The sequence below is a fragment of the Asanoa iriomotensis genome (genome assembly GCF_016862515.1).
GTDB lineage: Bacteria > Actinomycetota > Actinomycetes > Mycobacteriales > Micromonosporaceae > Asanoa > Asanoa iriomotensis.
In genome coordinates this window covers 30,881-53,765 of record NZ_BONC01000012.1, presented here as the reverse complement: position 1 = coordinate 53,765, position 22,885 = coordinate 30,881, and the positions used below count along the sequence as shown (strand labels likewise).

The window sequence follows — 22,885 nt, the reverse complement described above, 5'->3', positions numbered from 1 at the left end:
CCCGCGATCCAGCAAACGTCAAGACCTTTGCCTTTTGGTTCCCTGGACGGATCCCACAGAACTGTCGGACCCTCGCGATAGCTTCGCCCCAGATTGCATCGCCGAACGAAACGGGGATTCTGATGAAGAACGACTTCGACTTCCTGCACGGCCGGTGGCACGTCCGCAACCGCCGGCTGCGGCACCGGCTCGTCGGCAGCGATGACTGGGAGGAGTTCGCGGCCGCCGCGACCATCACGCCGTTGTTCGGCGGCGCCGCCAACGTCGACGAGATCGACTTCGGTCCCGACCTACCCCGTGGGCTCACCCTGCGCCTCTTCGACCCGGCCGCCAAACGCTGGCACCTGCACTGGACCACCAGCGACACGGGCAGACTGTTCCCACCGATCAGCGGCACCTTCAGTGACGGGGTCGGCACCTTCTACGGCGACGACACCGAGGGCGGCACGCCCGTGCGGGTCCGCTTCGTGTGGTCGGGCATCTCGGCCACGACCGCGCGGTGGGACCAGTCCTTCTCGACGGACGGCGGTGACACGTGGGAGACCAACTGGATCATGGAGCTGACCCGGTGACGAGATCCTTGTGCATCAGCACCGAGGGGAACCCGATCGTGCTGCGGAGTGGGCCGTGGGTCGGGCCGTCGTCGGTGTAGCCGAGCCTGCGGTAGAAGGCCCGGGCGCCCGCGTTCGACGCGATCACCTGCAGGGTGACCCGGCGCTTGCCCGACGCCGCCGCCGTGCGTTCGAGGTGGTTCATGATCTGGGCGCCGGCGCCGTGGCCGCGCATCCGGTCGTCCACCACCACCGAATGGATCTGCGCCTCGTCGCGGCCCGGTGGGCCAGGCGCGATCAGCAGCCCGCGCAGCACCCCGGCGAGGCTCTTGACCGCGTCGCCGGCACCCATCAGCGCCGGCAGGGCGAGCAGGGCGCGCAGCGACGCCGTCGAGCGAGCCGAGTCCAGGGTCGAGATCCCACCGGTCGCCACCACCTCGTCATCGCGGACCAGCACGAAGCGGCCGTCGAGCGGGCCGCCGAGCACCAGCCGCCGCACGAACTCCGCCCGCGCCTCCGGGGTGCCCCGCAGCAGGCCGGGCAACTCCAACGCGTACAACTGCGTGAGCAACCGGCTCAAGACCTCGACGTCGGACCTCTCGGCCGCACGAACCCGCACATAACGACCGTAACGACCGCGAGGGCTAGTCCGTCGGTGCCGGGCCGAGCAGGCGGACCTCTTCGATGTCCATCGACGACTGGAGGTCGCGCAGGACGATGTCGTCGATCTCGCGGTCGTCGCGCATCCGGGTGACGGCGCGGCGTTTGCGGTCCAGCACCTCCAGGCGTACGCGTCGGTCGACCTGGTCCTGCCACGCCTGCACGCCGTGTTCGGCGCCTTCGGAGCGCAGCGTGTCCAGGTGCCCCTGGTAGTCGGCGCGGATCCGGTCGGCGACCTCGTCCGGCGCCCCGAACCGGGCCGCGATCTCCGGCAGCGCCGCGAGGGCCACCTCCGTCGCCCGCAGCCGGGCCTGGCGGGTCTCCTCCTCGCGCTCCTGGTCGCCCTCGGCCAGCCCGGCCCACCGGACCACCATCGGCAGCGTCGTGCCCTGGAGCAGCACGGTGACGACGATGACCACCGTCGTGCAGAAGATGATCAGATCGCGTTCCGTGTACGTGCTCCCGTCGTCGAGCGTCACCGGCACCGCCAGCGCCGCCGCGAGCGACACCGCGCCGCGGAAGCCCGCCCAGCCGCCCGCGGTGCGGACCTTCCAGTTGACGCGGCGCGTGCGCTGCACCGGGCGGCGGTCGAGGAGGCGGATGAGCCAGGCCACCGCGTGCACCCAGACGAGCCGGGTCACGATGACGGCCCCTGCGGTCAGGAACGCGATCGCGACCGCGTGACCGACGGTGACGCTCGAGATGCCGCGCAGCGCGTTGGGTATCTGCAGGCCGACCAGCACGAACAGGCTGCCGTTGAGCATGAACGTGCCCAGGTCCCAGAACGAGTAGGCCTCCAGCCGCGAGCGCGCCCGGATGACTCGCGGCCCGGCCCAGGAGAGCACGAGCCCGGAGACCACGACCGCGACCACGCCGCTGGTGTGGATGACCTCGGCGACCAGGAACGCGATGAACGGCGTGAGGATGCTCAGCCCGCCCTCGATCTGCGGGCTGTCGAGGTAGCGGCGGATGAACACCACGCCGTACCCGCAGACGAGGCCGACCACCACCGCGGCGGCCGATGAATAGACCAGTTCGCCGACGAGCAGGGCCGGGCCCGGCACGTGCCCGCTGAGGAGCGCGCCGACCGCGACCGCGTACAGGACGAGTGCCGTGCCGTCGTTGATCAGACTCTCGGCCCGCAGGGTCGTGAGCGTGCGGCGCGGCATCCGCTTCGCGAGACCGGCCACCGCGGCGGCGTCCGTCGGGGCCAGCACCGCGCCGAGGATCCAGGCCGCGGACGCGACCACGCCGGCGGCCTGCAGGGTGTACGACACCGCGACCATCGTGACGATCACCAGCACGACCGCCGACAGGATGATCACCCGAAGGTTGGACCGGATCTCGCGCAGGCTGGTGTTGAGGCTCTCCCAGTAGAGGATCGCGGGGAGGAAGAGCAGAAGCACCACGTCGGGCGGCACGTGTACGTCTCCCAGGGCCGGGATGAGCCCCAACAGCCCGCCGAACGTGATGAGCAGGACCGGCGGCGCGACGCTGTACCGCCGGCCGATCGTGGTGCCGACGAGCACGGTCGCCCCGAGCACGACGACGAGCAGCAATCCCTCCATGGTCAGCATCGTGCCCGACGTCGGGGCTAAGTCGGGAAGCGCAACGTCCGCGCGGCGCCGTGCATGTCGTGGGGGAGGTCCGCGTAGGCCCACTGGTGTGCCCGGGTGTGCAGGCACGCGGCCTCCACGTCGCCGGCTGCCAGCACCTCCAGCAGCGAAACGTGCTCAAGAGCCACTTGCGACAGCGCCGGGTTCGTCAACACCAGCGTGATGGCCGTGCGGGACTCGATCTGCAGGCCCTCCCACGCCCGCTGCAGCAGGAAGTTGTCGCTCGCCACCACCACTCGGCGGTGGAAGCGCGCGCTGGCCAGGCCCATCGCCCGCAGGTCCGCGGCGGCCGCGCAGCGGTGCATGTCCTCGACGTCGGCGCGCATCGCGTCGAGGGGGAGCCGGTCGTTGAGCATCGCCAACCTGGTCGCGGTCTCCTCCAGCGCTGCGCGCACCACGTACGCCTCGCGGATGGTCTGTTCGACGAACGGCAGCACGTGCCGGCCGCGGCGGGGGCGGCTCTCGACCAGGCCCAGGCCCTCCAGCTCGCGCAACGCTTCGCGCACGGGCGCCTGGCTCGTGCCGAAGTCCGCCGCGATCTTCGTCTCGATCAGCCGCTCGCCGGCCTTCAGCTCGCCCGACACGATCAGCTCCACGAGGCCGTCGCGGATGCTCTCGCTCAGCGTCGGCTTCGGCGGGCGGGCCTCGGTCGTCTCGTTGACCACCATGCGTAGACCGTATACGTTCATTATCGATATCGATAAAAAGGGGCCGCGCATGCTGACCGAGGTTCATGTCCCCGACGACGTCGCCGCGGCGGTGCGCCTGCTCGAAAGCGGTGCCACCCCGCTGGGCGGCGGCACGAGCCTGATGCCGCTGCTCAACGACTACGCCTCGCCACCGACCGAGCTGGTCAGCCTGCGCCGCGCGGGTCTGGCCGGCATCCACCTCGACGGCGCGACCGTGCGGATCGGGGCCGCGACGACCCTCGGCCAGGTGGAGCACGACCCGCGGTTGGCGATCCTCGATCCGGTCGTACGCTCGATCGCCTCGGTCCCCGTCCGCAACCTCGCGACGGTCGGCGGCAACCTGTTCGCCCACCAGCCGCACGGCGACCTCGCGGTCGCGCTGGTCGCGCTGGCCGCCCGGGTCACGGTCGTCGACGGCGGCACGCACGAGCTGACGGTCGAGGAGTTCGTCACCGACCCGCGCGGCCTCGTCACCGAGGTCGCCTTCACACAGCCCGCCGACGGCAGCTTCAAATACCTCAAGGCGGCGCGCCGCCGCTTCAACTCGGCGTCGATCGTCACGGTCGCAGCGGTGATCGGCGAGTCCGCGGTTCGCGTCGCACTCGGCGGCGTCGGCAACCAGATCATCCGGGCACACGCCGTCGAAGCGGCGCTCGCCGGCCAACCGCTGACCGACGAGACCGTCCCCGCGGCTGCGGAGGCGGGCCTGAGCGAGCTCGCGCCCGTCGACGACGCCTACGCCTCCGCGTGGTACCGCACGCGCGTCTTCCCCGTCCACCTCCGCCGCGCGCTGCTCGGCCACTGATAGGGGACCGGCCCTATGACCGTCACCATCGTCAACCTCAAGGTCAACGGCGTCGACCAGGCGTTCATGGCCAGGCCCGGCACGACCCTGCTGTTGGCCCTGCGGGAACAGCTCGGCCTGACCGGTGCCAAGCGCGGATGCGCGCAGGGCGCCTGCGGCTCGTGCACGGTCCTGCTCGACGGCGCGCCCGTCGTCTCGTGCCTGGTGCCCGCCACCACCGTCGACGGCGCCGACATCGCCACGGTCGAGGGTCTCGCCGACGGCCAGCAGCTCAGCGACGTCCAACAGGCGTTCCTCGACGGGTTCGCCACCCAGTGCGGGTTCTGCACCCCCGGCATGCTGATGTCGGCCGAGGCGCTGCTGGCCCGCAACCCCGACCCGACGGCCGACGAGGTCAACGAGGCGATCAGCGGCAACGTGTGCCGCTGCACCGGCTACGCGCCGATCGTCAGCGCGATCCTCGACGCCGCGGAGAGGCGGCGGAACCGGGTGGAGGCGACGCACTGATGGCCAAGATCAACCCGATCGACCCGGACTACTTCAAGGACGAGCGCGCGGCCCCGGGCTTCAAGGTCATCGGCACCACCGTCCCGCGCTCCGACGCCCTCGGCCACGTCACGGGCCGCACCGAGTTCTTCGAGGACCGGACGTTCCCGAACCTGGCGCACCTCAAGATCCATCGCTCGCCGCACCACCACGCGCTCATCGACAGCGTCGACACCTCCCACGCGGAACAGACGCCGGGCGTCCTGCGCGTGCTCACCTACAAGGACGTGCCGGCCAACTGGTACGGCGTGCTCCGGCTCATCGGCATCGGCCCCGACGACGAGCCGGTGCTCGCCGAGGACCGGGTCATCTACAAGGGCGAACCCATCGTGGCCGTCGTGGCCGACTCGGAGGCCGCCGCGCTCGAGGGCGCCAGCCGGGTGCGAGTCAGCTACACCGAACTGCCGGCGGTGCTCGACGTCGAGGAGGCGATGTCGCCCGACGCGCCGATCATCAAACGGGCCGGCACCAACTATTTCGTGTACGAGGGCCACCACTCCCGCCGGATCCGGTTCGGCGACGTGGAGGCCGGCTTCGCCCGGGCGGACCACGTCTTCGACTGGCGCTACAGCTCCGCGCCGATCGAGCACGCGCCGACCGAGACCACCGGCTGCATCGTCGTGCCGCAGAGCAACGGGCGCCTGCTCATCCACAGCAACACCCAGGCCGCGTTCTTCACCCTCGACAACACCGCGCTGATCATCAACCGGGCGCCCACCGACCTCCAGGTCAAGGGCGGCACCGTCGGCGGCGGCTTCGGCGGCAAGGTCGACGTCATGGTCGAGCCCCTCGCCTGCATCGCGGCCACGCTCACCAACCGGCCGGTGAAGTTCGTCTACACCCGCGAGGAGGAGATGCAGGTCTCGTCGCCGCGGGCGGCGGAACGCATCTACATCAAGGACGGCGTGCTGAGCGACGGCCGGATCGTCGCGCGCAAGATCATGCTCTATGTGGACGCCGGCGCCTACGCGCGGCACTCGCCCTACGGCGCCACCAAGGCGGCCGCGCACCTGCCCGGCCCGTACACGATCCCGAACGTCCACGCCGACTGCCACTGCGTCTACACCAACCGCACGCCGTCGAGCGCCATGCGCGGTTTCGGTGTCACCATCGCCGACTTCGCCATCGAGTCGCAAATGGACCGGATCGCCCGCGCGCTCGACCTGGACCCGTTGGAGTTCCGGCTCCGCAACGCCTACCGCGACGGCGACCTGAAGGCGCACCGCAAGGTCGCCTCCGGCACCGCGCTGATCGAGGTCATCCAACGGGCGGCCGAGCTGGTCGGGCACGAGTTGCCGGAGGAGTACCGGGCCATGTCGTCCACGACCCCGAGAGGAGCGCAAGCATGACCCTCCTGCGTGGACGGGGGTACGCGTCCGTCAACTACCCCACCGGCATGAACCTCGGCGGCGACCCGTCACAGGCGATCATCCACGCGACCACGATGGGCGGCTTCGTGGTCACCCTCTCGTCCGTCGACCTCGGCCAGGGGCTCAAGACCGTCGTCGCACAGTGCGCGGCGGAGACCCTCGGCATCCCGATGGAGAACGTCATCATCGACACCGCGGACACCGACACCGGGCCGCACTGCATGGGCACGTTCGCGAGCCGCGGCACCCACCGGGTCGGCAACGCGGTCATCATGGCCGCCCGCGAGGCCCGCGAGGTCATGCTCCAGGTCGCCGCCGACGAGCTCGAGGTCGACGCCGGCGACCTGGAGACCGACGGCACCGGGTTCGTCCGCCTGAAGGGCAGCCCGGCCACGAAGATCCACATCTCGGACATCGCGCTCGCCGCCCATTTCAAGCAGGGCAAGAGCATCTCCGGGCGCGGCATCTTCCTCAAGGAGCGCAGCTATCCGGTGCCCGAGACCGGCGAGATGGACCCGGACTCCTGCCAGGCGCACGCGTGCACCGTCGCCGAGGTCGAGGTGGACGACGAGACCGGCATCGTGACCGTGCTGCGCATGTACAACACGTACGAGATCGGCCGCGCGCTCAACCCCGCGATGGTCGCCCAGCAGGTCGAGGGCGGCGCGTGGATGGGCGTCTCCCACGCCATCTTCGAGTCGACCGAGCCCTACTACCCGGCCTCCCGGGCGCACGGACCGATCGACTTCTGCGAGTACCTGATGCCCGGCCCGGCCGAGATCCCCGTCCAGACCAGCGTGATCCTCGAACGGCCCGCGTCCAACGGCCCCTTCGGCGCCAAGGGCATCGGCGAGATGACCGCGAACGCGCCGATCCCGGCGATCGCGAACGCCATCTTCGACGCCTGCGGCGTGCGGCTGACCACGATGCCGTTCACGCCCGAGTCCGTCCTGCGTGGACTAGACGCGCTCCGGGCCGCGTGATGCCGCTCGACCACGAGACGTTCCGGCGGCGGCTGGAGGAGCGGCGGTACTTCGCCGACGAAGGACTGGTGACCGCCATCCGGCTCGCGATCGCCCTGCGCCGGCCGCTGCTGCTCGAGGGTGAGCCGGGCGTAGGGAAGACACAGGTCTCGCACGTGCTGGCCGACGCGCTGGAGCGCGAGCTGATCCGGGTGCAGTGCTACGAGGGCATCGACGTCTCGCAGGTCCTCTACGAGTGGGACTACCTCAGGCAGTTGCTGCGCCTGCGGTCGGCCGAGGTCGAGCACACCGCCGTCGGCAACCTCTACGCGGACGAGTTCATGCTGGAACGCCCGCTGCTGCGGGCCGTGCGAAGCGAGACCGGCGCCGTCCTGCTGATCGATGAGATCGACCGGGCCGACAGCGAGTTCGAGGCGTTCCTGCTGGAGTTCCTCGACGGCTTCCAGATCACGATCCCCGAGGTCGGCACGGTGACGGCGAAGGTGCCGCCGCTGGTCGTGCTCACCTCCAACCGGACAAGGGAGCTGCACGACGCGCTCAAGCGGCGCTGCCTCTACCACTGGATCCCGTTCCCGGAGCCCGAGCGCGAACGCGCGATCGTCGAGGCGCAGGCGCCCGGGCTCACCACTGCCGCCGCCGAGCGGCTCGTCCGGTCCGTCAACGTCATCCGTTCGCTGGGGCCGTTGAAGCGGCCCGGCATCGCCGAGTCGATCGCGTGGGCGCAGGGCTCGCTCTCGCTGGCGGCCGAGGGCGTGGAGTGGTCCGAGGCGTTGCGGGCGTCGCTGGGACTCGTGCTGAAGAACGAGGAGGACGGCGCGCTGGTCGCCGCGCACGCCAGCGAGGTGTTCCCCGATGACTGACGCGCTGGTCGCGCGTACCCGGGACCATCTCTTCGCTTTCCTCGGCGCCCTGCGCGGCGCGGGGCTGCGCGTGCCCGCCAACAAACAGATGGGGTTCTTCGCCGGCATCGACGCCCTCGCACCGGCGACCGTCGGACAGCTGTACTGGGTCGGCGCCGCGACTTTGGTGTCGGCGGAACCCGAGCTTCTCGTGTATGACGAGGTGTTCCGGCGGTTCTTCGGCGCGGCCGGCCTCGACGCCGCGGTGCTGGCCCCCGAACCGCCCCCAGCAGACGAGGAGCAGCCGTCCGGCCGGCCGGGGGAGGGCGACACTGACGTCCTGCTCGACCAGACCGGCGGCGGTGCCGGCCTCGCAGCCGGCGGGGTCACCCCCGAGGGCGTGAAGCGCTTCGCACCCACCACACCGCCCGCGCACGAGGTCATGCGGCAGCTCTGCCGCGAGCTGCCCGGCGCGGTCCCGCCGACCCGGTCCCGCCGGCGCCGGCCAGGTGGTCGCCGCTGGCAGAGCCTGGACCTGCGCGCGGTCTACCTCGACTCCCGCCGCACGCACGGCGAGATCACCCGGCTGCACTGGCGGGACCGGCCGCCACGCCAGCGCCGGGTCCTCGTACTCGTCGACGTGTCCGGTTCGATGAAGCAGCACAGCCCGGACTATCTGCGATTCGCGCACGCCGTCGTCGCGACCTGTGCCCGCGCCGAGGTCTTCACGTTCGGCACGCGACTGACGAGGGTGACCCCGCTGCTGCGCGCCCCCGACGTCGACACCGCGCTGGCGTCGCTGGCCCGGGTCGTGCTGGACGCCGACGGCGGCACCCTGATCGGCCCGAGCCTGCGAGCGTTCCTCGCGAACACCCGCCACACGGCGCTCGCCCGCGACGCCCTCGTGCTCGTCCTCTCCGACGGCCTGGAGCGCGGCGACTGCACGGCGATGGTCGACGCCACCCGCCGGCTCTCCCTGCTCGCGCACCGGCTGTGCTGGTGGTCGCCGCTGGCCTGCGATCCCGAGTACCGGCCCGTGACCCGCGGGATGTCGGCCGTGCTCGGCCACCTCGACGCGCTGACCGGGGTGCGGGACCTCGACACCGCGCTGACCGCGGTGCGCCGCCATTTCGTGGAAAGGACTGACCATGTCTGAGGTGTACGCGGGCGACATCGTCGACTCGCACCACCACGTGTGGCGCCAGGCGGACATGCCGTGGCTGTCAGGCCCGATGGTCCCGCGGATCTTCGGCCCGTACGAGCCGATCCGCCGCGACTACCTGATCGAGGAATACCTGCGGGACGCGGCGTCGGCGGGCATCGGCACCTCGGTGTACGTGCAGCCGAACTGGCCGATGGACCGGGTCGTCGACGAGGTGCGCTGGATCGCCGACCTGCACGCGCGGACGGGCTGGCCGATGGCGATGGTCGGCTGCGCGGACCTGTTCTCGCCGGACGCGGTCGAGGTGATGCGCGAACAGCAGCGGGCCAGCCCGCTCGTGGTGGGCACCCGCCTGCAACTCCACTGGCACGAGCGGCCCGAGTTTCGTTTCGCGGACGCGCCGGACCGCATGAAGGACCCGGTCTTCCGCGACAACATCGCGGCGCTGGCCGACCTGGGCTGGCTGTTCGAGCTCCAGGTCTTCGCCGACCAGATGCCCGACGCCGCCACCCTCGTGGCCGACCACCCCGGGGTCCAGTTCGTGCTGGTGCACGCCGGCATGCTGGTGGACCGCACCGACGAGGCCGAGGTGGCGTCATGGCGGGCCGGCATGCGCGAGCTGGCCGCCTGCCCGAACATCGTCGTCAAGCTGACCGGCCAGGGCACCTTCGTCCACCGCGTCGACACCGACCTGCTCCGCTTCGTCGCGGACGAGGTGCTGGACGGGTTCGGCTCATCCCGGGCGATGTTCGGCACGAACCTCCCGGTCGAGACACTGTGGACGGACGCCGCGACGCTGACGGGCGCCTGGAAACAGGCCCTGCGCGACCGGTCCGCCGACGAACGGGCCGATGTCTTCTCCCGTACGGCCCGCCGGGTCTACGGCCTCTGACCACAACGACGAAAGGCAAACCCGCATGGCCCACTTCATCCTGACGTACGGCTACAACGACACCCCGCTGCGCGCCGAACGGCGCCCCGACCACCTGGCGCACCTCGACAAACTGAAGGCGGACGGCGCGCTGGTGCTCGCGGGCCCGCTGGCCGACCTCAGCGGCGGCATCATCGTGCTGTCCGCCGACGACATCGAGGCCGCGCAGGCCCTGGTCGACCAGGACCCGTACACCCAGCTCGACGTGACGAAGGACCGCCTCCTGCGCGAGTGGAAGATCACCGTCGGGCTCCCGGCCTGACCGACGATCGACGGCGGCCGGCGCCCGGACCGGCCGCCGCGATCTGCGGGGTGTCTAAGCTCGGGGGAGAGCGGCAGTGAGGGGGCGTGACCATGGCGACCCGAGTCAACCGGCAGACCGTCGACCTGTCGGGCTATCCAGAGCTGGTCGTGATCTACCTCGGCATGCGGGTCAACCGGCTCTACGGCATGCGTACCCTGTTGGGATTCGGCCCGCGGATCGCCAAGTCGGCGGCCGACCAGCCCGACGGGCTGCTCCTGCACGAGCAGCTGGTCTATTCATTGTTCCCGATGAACGTCGGCATGCGGCAGTACTGGCGGGACATGCCGTCCCTGCTGGCCTGGGCCCGCTCCGAACCACACAAGCAGTGGTGGCGCGACTTCCTGCGTGACAGCGGCGGCACCGGGTTCTGGCACGAGACCTATCTCATGCAGGGCGGCATGGAAGCCGTCTACGACGACATCCCCAAACCGTTGGGCTTCGGCGGGTTCGCACCGATGCGGCCGGCGCGCGGGCCGATGTTCGGTTTCGCCGCGCGGGCCGGCCGCCAGCACGACCAGGCGCCGGTGCTCAGCGAGGACGAGCTCTACGGCGACACGCCGTAGCGCCGGACCGCTCGCCGGGCCAGCGACATCCGATGCACCTCCGACGGGCCGTCGTAGATCCGGAACGGCCGCAGCTCCCGGGCGATCCGGGCGATCGGCAGGTCGGCCGAGACCCCGGCACCGCCGCACATCTGCGTGGCGCGGTCCGCGACCCGGCCCAGCGCCTCGGCACCGAACACCTTGGCCAGCGACGTCTCCTCCCGCCCGGCCCCGCCCGCGTCCAGCACCCGGCACGCCGTCAACAGCAGGGCCCGCGCGGCGGCGAGGTCCACCTCGTTGTCCGCGATCATCAGCTCGACCATGCCCTGCCGCGCCAGCGGAGCGCCGAACAGGGACCGGGAGCTGACGTAGGCGACCGCCGCCTCGTGGGCCCGTTGCGCCGCGCCCAGCCAGCGCATCACGTGCGTCAGCCGCGCCGGTCCCAACCGGACCTGCGCGTAGTGGAACCCCTCGTCCACCGCGCCGAGCACGTCGTCGGGCCCGACCGGCACGTCGGTCAGGGACAGCTCGCAGTGCCCGCCGATCATCGAGCGGTCCATCGTCGCCACGTGCCGCGTGACGCGCAGGCCGGACCGGTCCGCGGGCACCAGGAACATCGTCGCGCCGCCGGGTGAGTCCGGTTCGCCGCTCGTGCGGGCCATGACGATGTAGAAACCCGCACCGTCCGCGCCCGTGATGAACTTCTTGAGCCCGGTCAGCGACCACCCGCCGGAGCTCCGCGTGGCGAGTGTCCGCAGCGCGCTCGGATCCGACCCGGCACCCGGCGGCGGCTCGGTCATCGCGAACGCCGATCGCTGCTCACCCCGGGCCAGCGGCGCCAGGTAGCGCGTCCGCTGCGGAGGAGACGCGACCCGCTCCAGCAGGTGGAGGTTGCCCTCGTCGGGCGCGTTGATGCCGACGGCCATCGGCCCGAACAGCGACCGGCCGGCGGCCTCGAACACCGGCGCCCGTTCGACCATCCCCAGGCCGAGCCCGCCGAACTCGCGCGGCGCGTGCGGCGCGAAGACCCCCGCGGCGCGCGCCAGCTTCTGCAGGTCGACCCGCAGCCGGTCACCGCCCGCGGCGGCCACGTCGCCGTCGAACGCGTCCTCGACCGGGATCACCTGTTCGTCCACGAACGTCCGCGTACGCGCGACGAGGTCGTCGGTCATCGCCACCGCCTCTCCGGAGAATTAACAAGAAAAAACTCGCGTCAGGTGTTGCTCGTCACACGGTCGAAGGTCCAGACTCTCGCTACCGAGCGAGCGCTCGGACTGTATCAAGACTGATACGGATGGAAAGGCGCGTCAATGGCGACGGAGACACACCAGACCAGCGCCACAGCAGCGGCCACGTTCGCCGCGTGGCTGGACCGATTCACCGCGGCACTGCACAACGCCGACGCCGCGGGCACCACCGCGCTGCTCGCCCGCGACTGCTGGTGGCGTGACCTGCTGGCCCTCACCTGGGACCTGGGCACCTACCGCGGCAGCGACGCGGTCACCACGATGCTGGGCGAGCGGCTCACGCCCGGCGCGATAACCGACATCAAACTGACGACCGAGTTCGGCCCGCGCCACGCGGGGGACACCGTCGAAGGCTTCATCACCTTCGAGACCCCGCTCGGCTTCGGCCGCGGCGCCGTCCGGCTCGTCCAGGAGGACGGCGACTGGGTCGCCTGGACCGTGCTCACCGAGCTCGACGACCTGCGCGGGCACGAGCGGGCGATCGGCCCGCACCGCTCGCGGGGTCCCCGCCACCAACCCAGCGACGGCCGCAACTGGCTCCAACAGCGGCAGGACCACGCGAAATACCTCGACGACGACCCCGACGTCGTCGTCATCGGCGCCGGACAGGGCGGCCTCACGGTCGCCGCGAACCTCGGGCTGATGGGCGTCGACACGCTCGTGCTGGAGAAGAGCGAACGGGTCGGCGACGGCTGGCGCAAGCGCTACCACTCGCTGGTCCTGCACGACCCGGTGTGGGCCGACCACCTGCCCTACCTGCCGTACCCCGACTCGTGGCCGGTCTACTGCCCGAAGGACAAGATCGCCGACTGGTTCGAGTCGTACGCGGCCGCGATGGAGCTCAACGTCTGGACGTCGGCCGAACTGACGGCCAGCGACTACGACGAGGCCACCGGCCGCTGGACGCTCCGGGTGACGACGAAAGACGGCGAGCGGGAGATCCACCCGCGCGACGTCATCCTCGCGACCGGCGCCGCCGGCGAACCGAACGTGCCCGCCGTTCCGGGACGCGACCGGTTCGCCGGCACGAGCTACCACTCCAGCAAGCACGCCGACGCGCAGAGTTGGGCGGGCAAGCGGGCGGTCGTGGTCGGCGCCTGCAACAGCGGCCACGACATCGCACAGGACCTCTACGAGGCCGGCGCGGACGTCACGCTCGTGCAGCGCTCGTCGACGCACATCATCAGCCAGGAGCACGGCATCCCGGCCATCTTCGGCAGCAACTTCGTCGAGGGCGGCCCGCCGACCGCGTACGCCGACCTGCTGGCCGCCGGCACGCCGTGGCCGCTCGTCCTCGAGTTCGCCAAGGACGGCGTCATCGAGACCGCCAAGAAGGACGCCGACCTGCTCGCCGCCCTCGACGCGGCCGGCTTCAAGCGCAACGACGGCCCAGACGGCACCGGCCTGATGGGCTACGCGCTGGCGTACGGCGGCGGCTACTACATCGACGTGGGCGCCTCCCGGCTGATCGCCGACGGGAAGATCAAGCTCGCGCAGGGCTCCGGCCTCGCCGAGTTCACGCCCGACGGCATCCGCCTCGAGGACGGCCGCACCCTGGACGCCGACCTCGTCGTCCTCGCGACCGGCTACCGCAACATGCGCGAGACGGCCCGCCGGCTCTTCGGCGACGGCGTGGCCGACCGGCTTCCCCTCGTCCTCGGCATCGGGGAGGACGGCGAGATCGGCGGCCTCTACCGGCGCACCGGCCACCCCGCGTTCTGGTACATGGGCGGGCCGCTCGCCTGGGTCCGCATCTACTCCAAGCACCTGGCCCTGCAGATCACCGCGAAGCACGCGGGACTCCCCACGCCCTGACGGGCCCGACTCCGGCGGAGGCAACGGGTGGTGCGGCAACGCGCCACCCCGATGCCGCACGCCCTCATCCCCTCGAAAGGAGTAACCCCAGTGAAGCGTTCCAGTGGCGCCATCTTCCGCACGGCCATCGCCGCGGCGGCCAGCGCCAGCATCCTTCTGGTCGCCGCGTGCGGCGGCAACGGCAACGATTCCGCCGGTGGCGGCGACGGCGCGAAGCTCGTCTACTTCATGGCCCCCAACACCACCCCGACCCGCTACATCCAGCAGGACGGCCCCGCGTTCGAGAAGGCGATCAAGGCGCTGGACCCGACCGTCGAGGTCAAGTTCGTCAACGCCGGCGGCGACTCCAACCAGCAGCTCGCCCAGGCCAACGCGGCGATCGCCGCCGGCGCCAAGGCGCTGGTCGTGGTCGCCGCCGACCCGAACACCAGCGCGGGCCTCCTGCAGGCGGCGGAACAGGCCAAGGTCCCGGTCATCGGGTACGAGAACCCGCCCGTCAAGGGCACGCTCTACGGGCAGGTGATCTTCGACCCGGAGAAGGTCGGCGCGCAGCAGGCCACCTACTTCGCCGAGCAGGTCACCAGCGGCAAGCTCGGCGCGAAGCCGGTCAAGATCGCGCGGCAGTACGGCAACAAGGGCGACGTCTACACGACCCAGATGCTGGCCGGGCAGAACAAGGTCCTCGACCCGCTGATCAGCAGCGGCGACATCCAGGTGGTCTGTGAGGACTACATCAAGGACTGGGCGCCGGACAACGCCACCAAAGCCACCGAGCAGTGCCTGACCAAGACGCAGAACGGTGTCGGCGCGTTCCTCGGCTTCTACGACGGCATCACGGCCGGCATCATCGCCGCGCTCAAGGGCAAGAACGTCAAGATTCCGGTGTACGGCGGCCAGAACCCCGAGCTGACCGGCCTGCAGTACATGCTGACCGGCGACCAGCAGGACAACGTCCTCAAGGCGTTCAAGGTCGAGGCGGAGGCCGCCGCGAAGATCACGATCGCCGCGATCGCGGGCCAGCAGCCACCGGCCGACCTGGTCAAGGACACCATCGACAACGGCACGATGCAGGTGCCCACCGCCAAGCTCGACGCGACGCTGATCCACCTCGAGGACGGCAAGGACCCGGGCGACGCCGTGCAGCAGGCCGTCAACCTCGAGATGTTCACCTGGCAGCAGATCTGCGCGGGCCCGGCCGCCGAGACGCCAACCTGCAAAACAAAGAACAAGTAGCCAAGTAGACCCAACGGCAGCGGGCGGTCGGCGACGGCGCCGACCGCCCGTGCGGAGGACACATGACTCCCTTGCTCCAGCTCACGAAAGTCTCGAAGCACTTCGGCGGCGTACGCGCGCTGCACGAGGTCGACCTGTCGGTGGACGCCGGCGAGGTCGTGGCGCTCGTCGGCGACAACGGCGCGGGCAAGTCCACATTGGTCAAAATTGTGTCCGGTGTGGAGTCGCCGGACACCGGCGAGATCCGGGTGCGCGGCGAGGCCGCCCGCCTGGAGTCGCCCCGAGCCGCGGCCGAGGCCGGCATCCGCACGGTCTTCCAGGACCTCTCCCTGTGCGACAACCTCGACGCCGTGCAGAACCTGTTCCTGGGCCAGGAACGCTACGGCCCGGTCTGGTCGGGTCGGCGCGTCCGCCGCCACGTCATGGAGGAGCAGGCCCAGCGGGTGCTGGAATCGTTGTCGGTCAAGCTGCGCGCGCTCAACACCCCGGTCGTCGCGCTGTCGGGCGGCCAGCGCCAGGGCATCGCGATCGGCCGCGCGCTGATCAGCGACCCCGCCGTGGTGCTCCTCGACGAGCCGACCGCCGCGCTCGGCGTCTCGCAGCGCGGCGAGGTGCTCGACCTCATCCAACGCCTGCGCGAACAAGGCAGAGGTGTACTGGTTATCTCCCATGACATGAAGGACGTCCGCCAGGTAGCCGACCGGGTCGTGGTGCTGCGGCTGGGCGCGAAGGTCGCCGAGTTCCGGCGGGGTGGGTACACGCCCGCCGACCTGGTCAGCGCCATGACCGGCGCACACGAGCCCACCGACGGCGAAGGCGGAGACCTGTGACCAGCACGACGGCCGCCCCGGCGGTCACCACCACCCGCAACCGGGTCGGCCGGGCGCTCGAGACGGCCGCGCGCGGGCACCGCAGCATCCCGGTGCTCGTCGTGCTGGCGATCATCTGGGCCGTCTTCTACAGCCAGAGCGCCGCGTACCTCAGCTTCCAGAACATCACGAACCTGACCCTGCAGATCGTGACGACCGCGATCCTGGCCCTCGGCGTCGTGTTCGTCCTGCTCGTCGGCGAGATCGACCTGTCGGCGGCGGTGCTCTCCGGCGTCTGCGCCGCGGTCGCCGCCGGCCTGGTCGTCAACAGCGGCCTGCCGCTGGCCGTCGGCATCGCGGCGGCGCTGGTCACCGGCATGGTCGTCACGTTCGTCGAGGCACAGCTCATCATGTTCGGCGTGCCGTCGCTGATCGTGACGTTGGGCGGCATGGTGATCCTCCAGGGCCTGATCCTGGTCGTGCTGCCGCCCGAGTTCACCGTCAGCGTCGCCGGCACCTCGTTCGCCAAGATCGCGAGCACGGCGGTCCCGGCCGGCACCAGCTACGCGCTGGCCGCCGCGGGCACCATCGCGTACGCCGCCTATCGGCTCTTCCAACACCGTGAGCGCGTCTCGACCGGCTCCCTGACCTCGCTGGCCGCGGTCGTCGTGCCGTCGGCGATCGTCGCGGCCGTGCTGTTCGGCGGGGTGTTCACGCTGACCCGCCAGCGCGGGTTCCCGATGCCCCTGCTGATCCTCGCGGCCATGCTGCTGGTCGCCTGGTACGCCACCACACAGACCAGATACGGCATCCACCTGTACGCGGTCGGCGGCGACCGCGAGGCCGCACAGCGTGCCGGCATCCCCGTCCGCCGGATGGTGCTCTACTCGTTCCTGATCCTCGGCGCCTGCGCCGCGGTCGCCGGCATGGTCGACGCGTCCCGGCAACTCGGCGTCTCCGTCACCTCCGGCGGCGGCCCGCTGATGCTCAACGCGATCGCGGCGGCGGTCGTCGGCGGCACCAGCCTGTTCGGCGGGCGGGGGTCGATCTGGTCCGCGATCCTCGGCGCCCTCGTCATCGGGTCGATCAGCAACGGCGTCCAGCTGCTGGGCCTCTCGACCGAGGTGCAGTACTTCGCGACCGGCTCCGTGCTGATCGTCGCCGTCGCCGTCGACGTGGTCCTGACCCGCGGCTCGCTGCTGCCCGGGCGGCGCTGAGCATGGCGGCCGTCTGGGTGCCGGACCCGGCGCAGGCGCGTGAGTCCCGGATCGTGGCGTTCGCGACCTGGCTCGTCGACGCCGGGCGCGCGTCGTTCGCCGACGTGACCGACTACCGCGCCCTCCAGACGTGGTCGGTCGCCGACCCCGGCTCGTTCTGGGAGGCGGTCGCCGAGTTCTTCGCCGTCGACTGGTCCACGCCACCGCGCGCCGCGCTCGCCGAGCGGCGGATGCCCGGCGCGGTCTGGTTCCCCGGCGGCACCCTCAACATGGGGGAGCACCTGCTGCGGGCCGGCGCCGCCGATCAGGACGCGGTCGTCCTGATCGGTGAGGACGGCGAGCGGTCCGCGATCAGCTATGCGGAGCTGCGTACGCAGGCTGCCGCTGTGGCCGGTCGGCTGCGCGCGCTCGGCGTCGAGCCGGGCGACCGCGTCGCCTCCTATCTGCCCAACTGCGTCGAGGGCGTCGTCGCGTTCGTGGCGACCGCATTGGTCGGCGCGGTCTGGGCGCAGACCGGGCTCGACTACGCGGCGCCCTCGGCCGCCGACCGGATGGCCCAGCTCGCACCGACCGTGCTGATCGCCGGGTCCGGCTACCGGTTCGGCGGCAAGCTGCACGACCGGCGTGGCGACGCGCGCGAGCTGCGGTCCCTGCTGCCGGGGCTGCGGCACACCATCACCGTCTCGACGGGCGGGCTCGCCAACCCCGCCGGCGGTCCGGACGCGAGCAGCTGGGCCGACGCGCTCGCCGCCGCACCCGTCGCTGGCGCGCTCCCGGTGCCGTTCGACCACCCGCTCTGGGTGCTGTTCACCTCGGGCACGACCGGCAAGCCGAAGGGCATCGTGCACGGCCACGGCGGCGTACTCCTGGAGCAGCTCGTGTCGCCCGGTCTGCACATGGACCTGCGCGGCGACGACGCGTTCTTCTGGTTCACCACGCCGAACTGGATGATGTGGAACGCCCAGGTCTGTGGCCTTCTGCACGGTGCGACGATCGTCCTCTACGACGGCCGGCCCACGTCGCCGGGCCCGGACGCGCTGTGGCGGCTCGCGGCCGACCTCGGCGTCACCGTGTTCGGCACGAGCCCCGGCTATCTGGAGGCGTCGCAGCGGGCTGGCCTGGAGCCCGGGCGTGACCTGGACCTCTCCGCCCTGCGGCTGGTCGGGGTGACAGGATCGGTGCTGCCCGGCACCGCCAACGCCTGGTTCCGGGACCACGTCAGCGCGAGAGTCCAACTAGGATCGATGAGCGGAGGCACGGACATCGTCGGCATCTTCGTCGCCAGCGCACCCACAACCCCCGTCCACGACGGGGAGATCAGCGCACCCGCGCTCGGCGCCGCAGTCCAGGTCTGGAGCCCCGACGGCGTCCGGGTCCCGCCTGGCACACCGGGGGAGATGGTGATCACCGAACCCATGCCGTCGATGCCGCTGCGGTTCTGGGACGACCCCGGCGACCGCAAGCTGCGGGACACCTACTTCGCCACGTTCCCCGGCGTCTGGCGGCACGGCGACCTGACCGCGATCACCGAACGGGGCACGGTCGTCATCTTCGGGCGCTCGGACGCGACGATCAACCGGCACGGCGTGCGGCTGGGCTCGGCGGAGATCTACGACGCGATCAGCGACCTGCCCGAGGTGGCGGACGCGCTCGTCGTGGGCGTCGAGGAGCCGGACGGCGGCTACTGGCTGCCGCTGTTCGTCGTCCCGCACGGTGCGCCGGCCGACCTGCCCGACCGGGTGCGCCGGCGGATCGTCGAACGGGCCTCGCCCCGGCACGCACCCGACGACGTGATCGTGGTCCCGCGGCTGCCGCACACCCGGACCGGCAAGCGGCTCGAGGTCCCGATCAAACGCATCCTGCAGGGCGCCGACCCCGACCGGGTGGTCAACCGAGGCGCCGTCGACGACCCGGCGGCCCTCGACAGCCTCATCCAGGCGGCACGCGAGAGGCGGGCCGGCCGATGACGACGAGCGAGGTGGAGATGTCCTCCGAGACCGACTGGCGGGACTACGGGCCCCTCGAGTTCCCGCGCATCCTCGACGCGGCGCTGGCGGCCTTCTACGAGCACGGCTACCACGGCACGACCACGCGCGACCTGGCCAAGCGGTCGGGCCTGTCGGTGCCGGGCGTCTACCACTACTACCCGTCGAAGCAGGACATCCTCGTCGACCTGATGATGGTCATCATCGACGAGCTGCTGACCCGCAGCCACCAGGCGCTGAAGGCCGCCCGGCCCGACCCCCGGTCGCAGTTCGACGCGCTGGTCGAGTCGCTGCTGCGCTTCCACATGTACCGCCGCACCGGCGCCATGGTCTCCACCGGCGAGCTGCGCAGCCTGGAGGCCGGCAACCGGGAGCGCTACGTCGCCAAGCGCGACGAACAGCAGCGGATGCTCGACCAGGTGATCCTCGCCGGTGTCGCGGACGGCGTGTTCTCCACGTCCTACCCGAAGGACGCCAGCCGGGCCATCGCCTCGCTGTGTGTGGGTGTCGCGTCCTGGTACCGCCCGGACGGATCGCTGCCCGTCGAGGCCCTCCTGGAGCGCTACCTGACCATCGCGCGCTCGATCGTGGGCATCGGCGAACAGTGACGGCTCAGGTGAAGTCCGCGGTCGTCACCGGCGCGTCCCGGGGGATCGGCCGCGGCATCGCGCTCGCCCTGGCCCGCCGGGGTTGGTCGCTGACCCTCGTGGCCCGCGATCCGGCCCGCCTCGCGACCGCCGCGGCCGAGGCTCAGGCGGCCGGCGCGTCCCATGTGGACTGCGTTGACGTCGACCTGTCCGCACCGGACGCGGCGGCCGCGGTGGTGGCCGCCCACGCGCACGATGCGATGGACGCACTCGTCCTCGCGGCGGGTGTCGGGTCCGCCGCGCCGCTGGACGGCTATCCGATCCACCGCTACGACAAGCAGTTCGCGCTCAACACCAGGGCCCCGTTCATGCTGATCCGCGACTCGCTCCCGCTGCTGCGCACGGCCGCCCGGCGCCGGCCGACCCACGGGGCCAAGGTGATCGCGCTGGCGTCGATCGGCGGCGTCTACGCCGAACCGACCCTCGCCGTCTACGGCGCCACGAAGGCGGCGCTCCTGGCGCTCTGCCGTGGACTCAACGCCGAGGAGTCGGGCAACGGGGTCACCGCGACGGCCGTGGCGCCCGGCTACGTCGACACCGACATGAGCGCCTGGGTCCACGACGAGGTGCCGCCGGCGGAGATGATCCCGGTCGCCGACCTCGTCACGGCCGTCAACGCCCTGCTCGACCTGTCGCCGCGCAGCGTGGTCAACGAGCTCGTGCTCAGCCGGGCGGGCACGCGGGGATACGCGGCATGAGCCTCTCGTTGCCCGGCGTGCGGGACTTCCTGCGGCGCCAGGGCGTGCCGGTCGCGGGGCCGTTGACCGCCGAGCTGGTCAGCGGGGGCAGGTCCAACCTGACGTACGTCGTCACCGACGGCACCCACCGCTGGGTCGTCCGCCGCCCGCCGCTGTCGGGCCTCACCCAGTCGGCGCACGACGTCGCGCGCGAGTGGCGGGTCACCCAGGCCCTCGCCTACAGCCCGGTCCCCGTGCCGCCGGCGGTAGCACTCTGCGAGGACGTGTCGGTCATCGGCGCCCCGTTCGCGGTGACCGGCTTCGTCACCGGTCAGGTCGTGCGCACCCGCGCCCAGCTCGACGCGTACCCGACGGATGAGCTCGAGTCCTGCGTCGCGGAGCTGGTCCGGGTGCTCGCCGACCTGCACGCGGTGGACGTCGAGGAGGTCGGCCTGGGCGGCCTGGGCCGTCCGGACGGCTTCCTGGAGCGCCAGGTCCGCCTGTGGTGGCGGCAGTGGAACGAGGTGAAGAGCCAGGACCTGCCGGACGCGACCCGCCTGCACGCCCACCTGAGCGCCGCGCTGCCGCCCCGCTCGGCCCACATCGGCGTGGTGCACGGCGACTACCGGATCGACAACACCCTCCTCGACGGCGCGGACATCACCAAGGTCCTGGCGGTGGTCGACTGGGAACTGGCCACGATCGGCGACGTACAGACCGACGTCGCGCTCATGTGCGTGTACCGCCAACCCCAGCTCGACCCGATCCTCGGCCTGGACGCGGCGTGGGCGAGCGACCGCCTCCCGGACGCCGACGCGATCGCCGAGGCGTACGCCCGCCGCCGCGGCGTCGACCTGGCCCACTGGCCGTTCTACCTGGCGCTGGCCAACTTCAAACTGGCGGTCATCGCCCAGGGCATCAGCTACCGAGCTCGCCAAGGCGCCGCCGCCGACGCCACGTCAGTCAGGGCCGAGCAGGCCGTTCCGGAACTCCTCGCGGCGGGCCTGCGCCATCTGGCGCCTTAAGCGGCCACGAAGGCGAGAACTTTCGGCCAGCTGTCGCTGCGGGCTGCGGCGTCGGCCCGGCGGGTGCCGCCCAGTGCCAAGGCGCCGGCGAAGGTGCCACGGGCGAGATGCGGGAAGGTGCCGACGGCGTGGCCTGCGTCCGGATAGATCAGGGTCTGGTGTGCGGCGGTGACGTTGGCGTCGTCGAGGCGTTGCATGATTCGCTGCGCCTGCTCGGCCGCCGGCCCGAGTTTGTCGTCGCCGCCGGCGATGGTGAGGACCGGCCCGCGCACGTGTGTGACAGGGATGGCGCTCTGCGGCACAGGGGCGCCCCCGAGGGTCCACGCGTTGCCGACACGGTCGGGGAAGCTTGGCCAAACCCTGTCGTTGGGCGCATACAGGATGGTGCTGCGGACGAGGTCGGGGTAGTACTGGGCCAGCAGCAGCGCGGCCTCGGTGCCGCGGGAGTAGCCGTTGACCACCACTCCGTCGGGGTCGGCACCGGCCTGCCCGCTCAGGAGCCGTGCCGCCGTCGCGAAGTACTCTAGCGGTATGTCGCGAAGAGTTTCGGGTAGACCGGGTGCGCCGAAGTAGCCCAACGTCAGCGTCGGGTGGCCGTGCGAGGCGAGCAGGGCGGCGTCGTACCTGCTCCCTATGCCGCCTTCGGACCCGCCGATAAGCAGCACCCCAGGGCGACGCTCGGCACCTGCGGCCGGCAGGAACAGGACTCCGGCGACCCCGTCGGCGCCGGGCGTCAGGGCGCGATGGGTCACGCCGGGCGCGATCCACTGCCGGGTCACCGTGCGTGCCGCGATCTCCCGGCCGGCAGCGGTAACGGTCAGGCGGACCTCGTACGCTCCCATCGCATCGGGGTAGCCGGGGCTGAACCAGGCCCTCTCCGGGTCACCGGTCGCCGGCCACATCGACCAGAACAGGCCCATGCCGTCCGCGCCGCTGTACGTCCCCGACACAGGCGCGGAACGAGTGAGGTCGACGACGCCGTCGCCGTCCGCCTCGAAGGTCGCCTCCCCGCTCCAGCGCTGGCCGCGGAGGTCGGCTGCCTGCGATGCGACCGTTACGGTCTCGCGGGCCCGCAGGCCCGACACCCGCAGCTGGATGGGCTGATCGGCCAGCGCGACGGCGGCATCCACGTCGATCGTCGCGTCCGTCGAGTCCCGCGCCGAGCACCCCGCGGCGCCACCACCCACGACGAAGACAGCGGTCAACGCGGCGATCCAACGGCGAATGCCCAC

Annotated in this window: 23 protein-coding genes; 18 read left to right on the top strand and 5 right to left on the bottom strand. The window is 71.5% G+C overall.

Going from position 1 to position 22,885, the window contains the following annotated elements:
• Positions 1–122: 122 nt before the first annotated feature.
• A complete protein-coding gene (locus tag Air01nite_RS11090) occupies positions 123–572 on the top strand; it encodes a hypothetical protein (protein WP_203701927.1) in 450 nt (149 codons plus the stop codon).
• Here Air01nite_RS11090 and Air01nite_RS11085 read toward each other — a convergent pair.
• Genes Air01nite_RS11085 through Air01nite_RS11075 form a run of 3 tightly spaced genes read right to left on the bottom strand, consistent with a single transcriptional unit; the run spans position 553 to position 3,495 of the window.
• Complete coding sequence (locus Air01nite_RS11085; protein ID WP_203701926.1) at positions 553–1,170, bottom strand: GNAT family N-acetyltransferase; 618 nt, start codon at positions 1,168–1,170, stop codon at positions 553–555. The genes Air01nite_RS11090 and Air01nite_RS11085 overlap by 20 nt on opposite strands.
• Positions 1,171–1,195: 25 nt before the next feature.
• Positions 1,196–2,779, bottom strand: coding sequence for a Na+/H+ antiporter (locus Air01nite_RS11080; RefSeq protein ID WP_203701925.1), 1,584 nt, complete (start codon positions 2,777–2,779; stop codon positions 1,196–1,198).
• A gap of 26 nt (positions 2,780–2,805) precedes the next feature.
• Positions 2,806–3,495 (bottom strand): GntR family transcriptional regulator, encoded by a 690-nt coding sequence (locus Air01nite_RS11075; RefSeq protein WP_203701924.1) that lies wholly within the window; start codon positions 3,493–3,495, stop codon positions 2,806–2,808.
• A 49-nt stretch (positions 3,496–3,544) separates the two neighbouring features.
• Between Air01nite_RS11075 and Air01nite_RS11070 the strand changes: the two genes are divergently transcribed.
• The 9 genes from Air01nite_RS11070 to Air01nite_RS11030 all read left to right on the top strand — a co-directional run bounded on the left by Air01nite_RS11070 (position 3,545) and on the right by Air01nite_RS11030 (position 11,019).
• Entirely contained in the window at positions 3,545–4,321 is a 777-nt protein-coding gene (locus tag Air01nite_RS11070; protein ID WP_203701923.1) for an FAD binding domain-containing protein, read from the top strand.
• Positions 4,322–4,336: 15 nt separating this feature from the next.
• Positions 4,337–4,828: a (2Fe-2S)-binding protein gene (locus tag Air01nite_RS11065; protein ID WP_203701922.1), complete on the top strand. Its 492-nt coding sequence runs from the start codon at positions 4,337–4,339 to the stop codon at positions 4,826–4,828.
• Positions 4,828–6,216, top strand: coding sequence for a xanthine dehydrogenase family protein molybdopterin-binding subunit (locus Air01nite_RS41550; RefSeq protein ID WP_203701921.1), 1,389 nt, complete (start codon positions 4,828–4,830; stop codon positions 6,214–6,216). The genes Air01nite_RS11065 and Air01nite_RS41550 overlap by 1 nt, the downstream gene beginning before the upstream one ends.
• On the top strand, positions 6,213–7,220 hold the full coding sequence (locus tag Air01nite_RS41545) for a xanthine dehydrogenase family protein molybdopterin-binding subunit (RefSeq protein WP_203701920.1): 1,008 nt from the start codon (positions 6,213–6,215) through the stop codon (positions 7,218–7,220). The genes Air01nite_RS41550 and Air01nite_RS41545 overlap by 4 nt, the downstream gene beginning before the upstream one ends.
• Entirely contained in the window at positions 7,220–8,080 is an 861-nt protein-coding gene (locus Air01nite_RS11050; protein WP_203701919.1) for an AAA family ATPase, read from the top strand. The genes Air01nite_RS41545 and Air01nite_RS11050 overlap by 1 nt, the downstream gene beginning before the upstream one ends.
• Positions 8,073–9,215, top strand: coding sequence for a vWA domain-containing protein (locus Air01nite_RS11045; protein WP_203701918.1), 1,143 nt, complete (start codon positions 8,073–8,075; stop codon positions 9,213–9,215). The genes Air01nite_RS11050 and Air01nite_RS11045 overlap by 8 nt, the downstream gene beginning before the upstream one ends.
• The gene (locus Air01nite_RS11040) at positions 9,208–10,113 is read left to right on the top strand and encodes an amidohydrolase family protein (RefSeq protein ID WP_203701917.1); all 906 of its coding nucleotides are present in this window, start codon (positions 9,208–9,210) and stop codon (positions 10,111–10,113) included. The genes Air01nite_RS11045 and Air01nite_RS11040 overlap by 8 nt, the downstream gene beginning before the upstream one ends.
• A gap of 25 nt (positions 10,114–10,138) precedes the next feature.
• Positions 10,139–10,414 carry a YciI family protein gene (locus Air01nite_RS11035; RefSeq protein ID WP_203701916.1) on the top strand — a complete coding sequence of 92 codons (276 nt, stop codon included), beginning with the start codon at positions 10,139–10,141 and terminating at the stop codon, positions 10,412–10,414.
• 92 nt (positions 10,415–10,506) lie between these two features.
• Positions 10,507–11,019 (top strand): monooxygenase family protein, encoded by a 513-nt coding sequence (locus Air01nite_RS11030; protein WP_203701915.1) that lies wholly within the window; start codon positions 10,507–10,509, stop codon positions 11,017–11,019.
• On the opposite strand, the gene Air01nite_RS11025 is transcribed toward Air01nite_RS11030, so the two are convergent.
• Positions 11,001–12,170, bottom strand: a complete 1,170-nt coding sequence (locus Air01nite_RS11025) for an acyl-CoA dehydrogenase family protein (RefSeq protein ID WP_203701914.1) — start codon at positions 12,168–12,170, stop codon at positions 11,001–11,003. The genes Air01nite_RS11030 and Air01nite_RS11025 overlap by 19 nt on opposite strands.
• A 138-nt stretch (positions 12,171–12,308) precedes the next feature.
• On the opposite strand from Air01nite_RS11025, the gene Air01nite_RS11020 reads away from it, so the two are divergent.
• The 8 genes from Air01nite_RS11020 (at position 12,309) to Air01nite_RS10985 (ending at position 21,653) form a co-directional block, all read left to right on the top strand.
• A complete protein-coding gene (locus Air01nite_RS11020) occupies positions 12,309–14,060 on the top strand; it encodes a flavin-containing monooxygenase (RefSeq protein WP_203701913.1) in 1,752 nt (583 codons plus the stop codon).
• A gap of 90 nt (positions 14,061–14,150) precedes the next feature.
• Entirely contained in the window at positions 14,151–15,293 is a 1,143-nt protein-coding gene (locus Air01nite_RS11015) for a substrate-binding domain-containing protein (protein ID WP_203701912.1), read from the top strand.
• Positions 15,294–15,355: 62 nt separating this feature from the next.
• Complete coding sequence (locus Air01nite_RS11010) at positions 15,356–16,123, top strand: ATP-binding cassette domain-containing protein (protein ID WP_203701911.1); 768 nt, start codon at positions 15,356–15,358, stop codon at positions 16,121–16,123.
• Complete coding sequence (locus Air01nite_RS11005; RefSeq protein WP_203701910.1) at positions 16,120–17,319, top strand: sugar ABC transporter permease; 1,200 nt, start codon at positions 16,120–16,122, stop codon at positions 17,317–17,319. Before Air01nite_RS11010 ends, Air01nite_RS11005 begins: the two co-directional genes overlap by 4 nt.
• Before the next feature lie 2 nt (positions 17,320–17,321).
• Positions 17,322–19,286 (top strand): acetoacetate--CoA ligase, encoded by a 1,965-nt coding sequence (locus Air01nite_RS11000; RefSeq protein WP_203701909.1) that lies wholly within the window; start codon positions 17,322–17,324, stop codon positions 19,284–19,286.
• 17 nt (positions 19,287–19,303) lie between these two features.
• Positions 19,304–19,912 (top strand): TetR/AcrR family transcriptional regulator, encoded by a 609-nt coding sequence (locus Air01nite_RS10995; RefSeq protein WP_203701908.1) that lies wholly within the window; start codon positions 19,304–19,306, stop codon positions 19,910–19,912.
• Positions 19,909–20,649, top strand: coding sequence for an SDR family NAD(P)-dependent oxidoreductase (locus Air01nite_RS10990; RefSeq protein WP_203701907.1), 741 nt, complete (start codon positions 19,909–19,911; stop codon positions 20,647–20,649). The genes Air01nite_RS10995 and Air01nite_RS10990 overlap by 4 nt, the downstream gene beginning before the upstream one ends.
• A complete protein-coding gene (locus Air01nite_RS10985; RefSeq protein WP_203701906.1) occupies positions 20,646–21,653 on the top strand; it encodes a phosphotransferase family protein in 1,008 nt (335 codons plus the stop codon). The genes Air01nite_RS10990 and Air01nite_RS10985 overlap by 4 nt, the downstream gene beginning before the upstream one ends.
• Here the strand turns inward: Air01nite_RS10985 and Air01nite_RS10980 are convergent.
• The gene (locus tag Air01nite_RS10980; protein WP_203701905.1) at positions 21,650–22,885 is read right to left on the bottom strand and encodes an acyl-CoA thioesterase/bile acid-CoA:amino acid N-acyltransferase family protein; all 1,236 of its coding nucleotides are present in this window, start codon (positions 22,883–22,885) and stop codon (positions 21,650–21,652) included. The two genes, Air01nite_RS10985 and Air01nite_RS10980, sit on opposite strands and share 4 nt — an antisense overlap.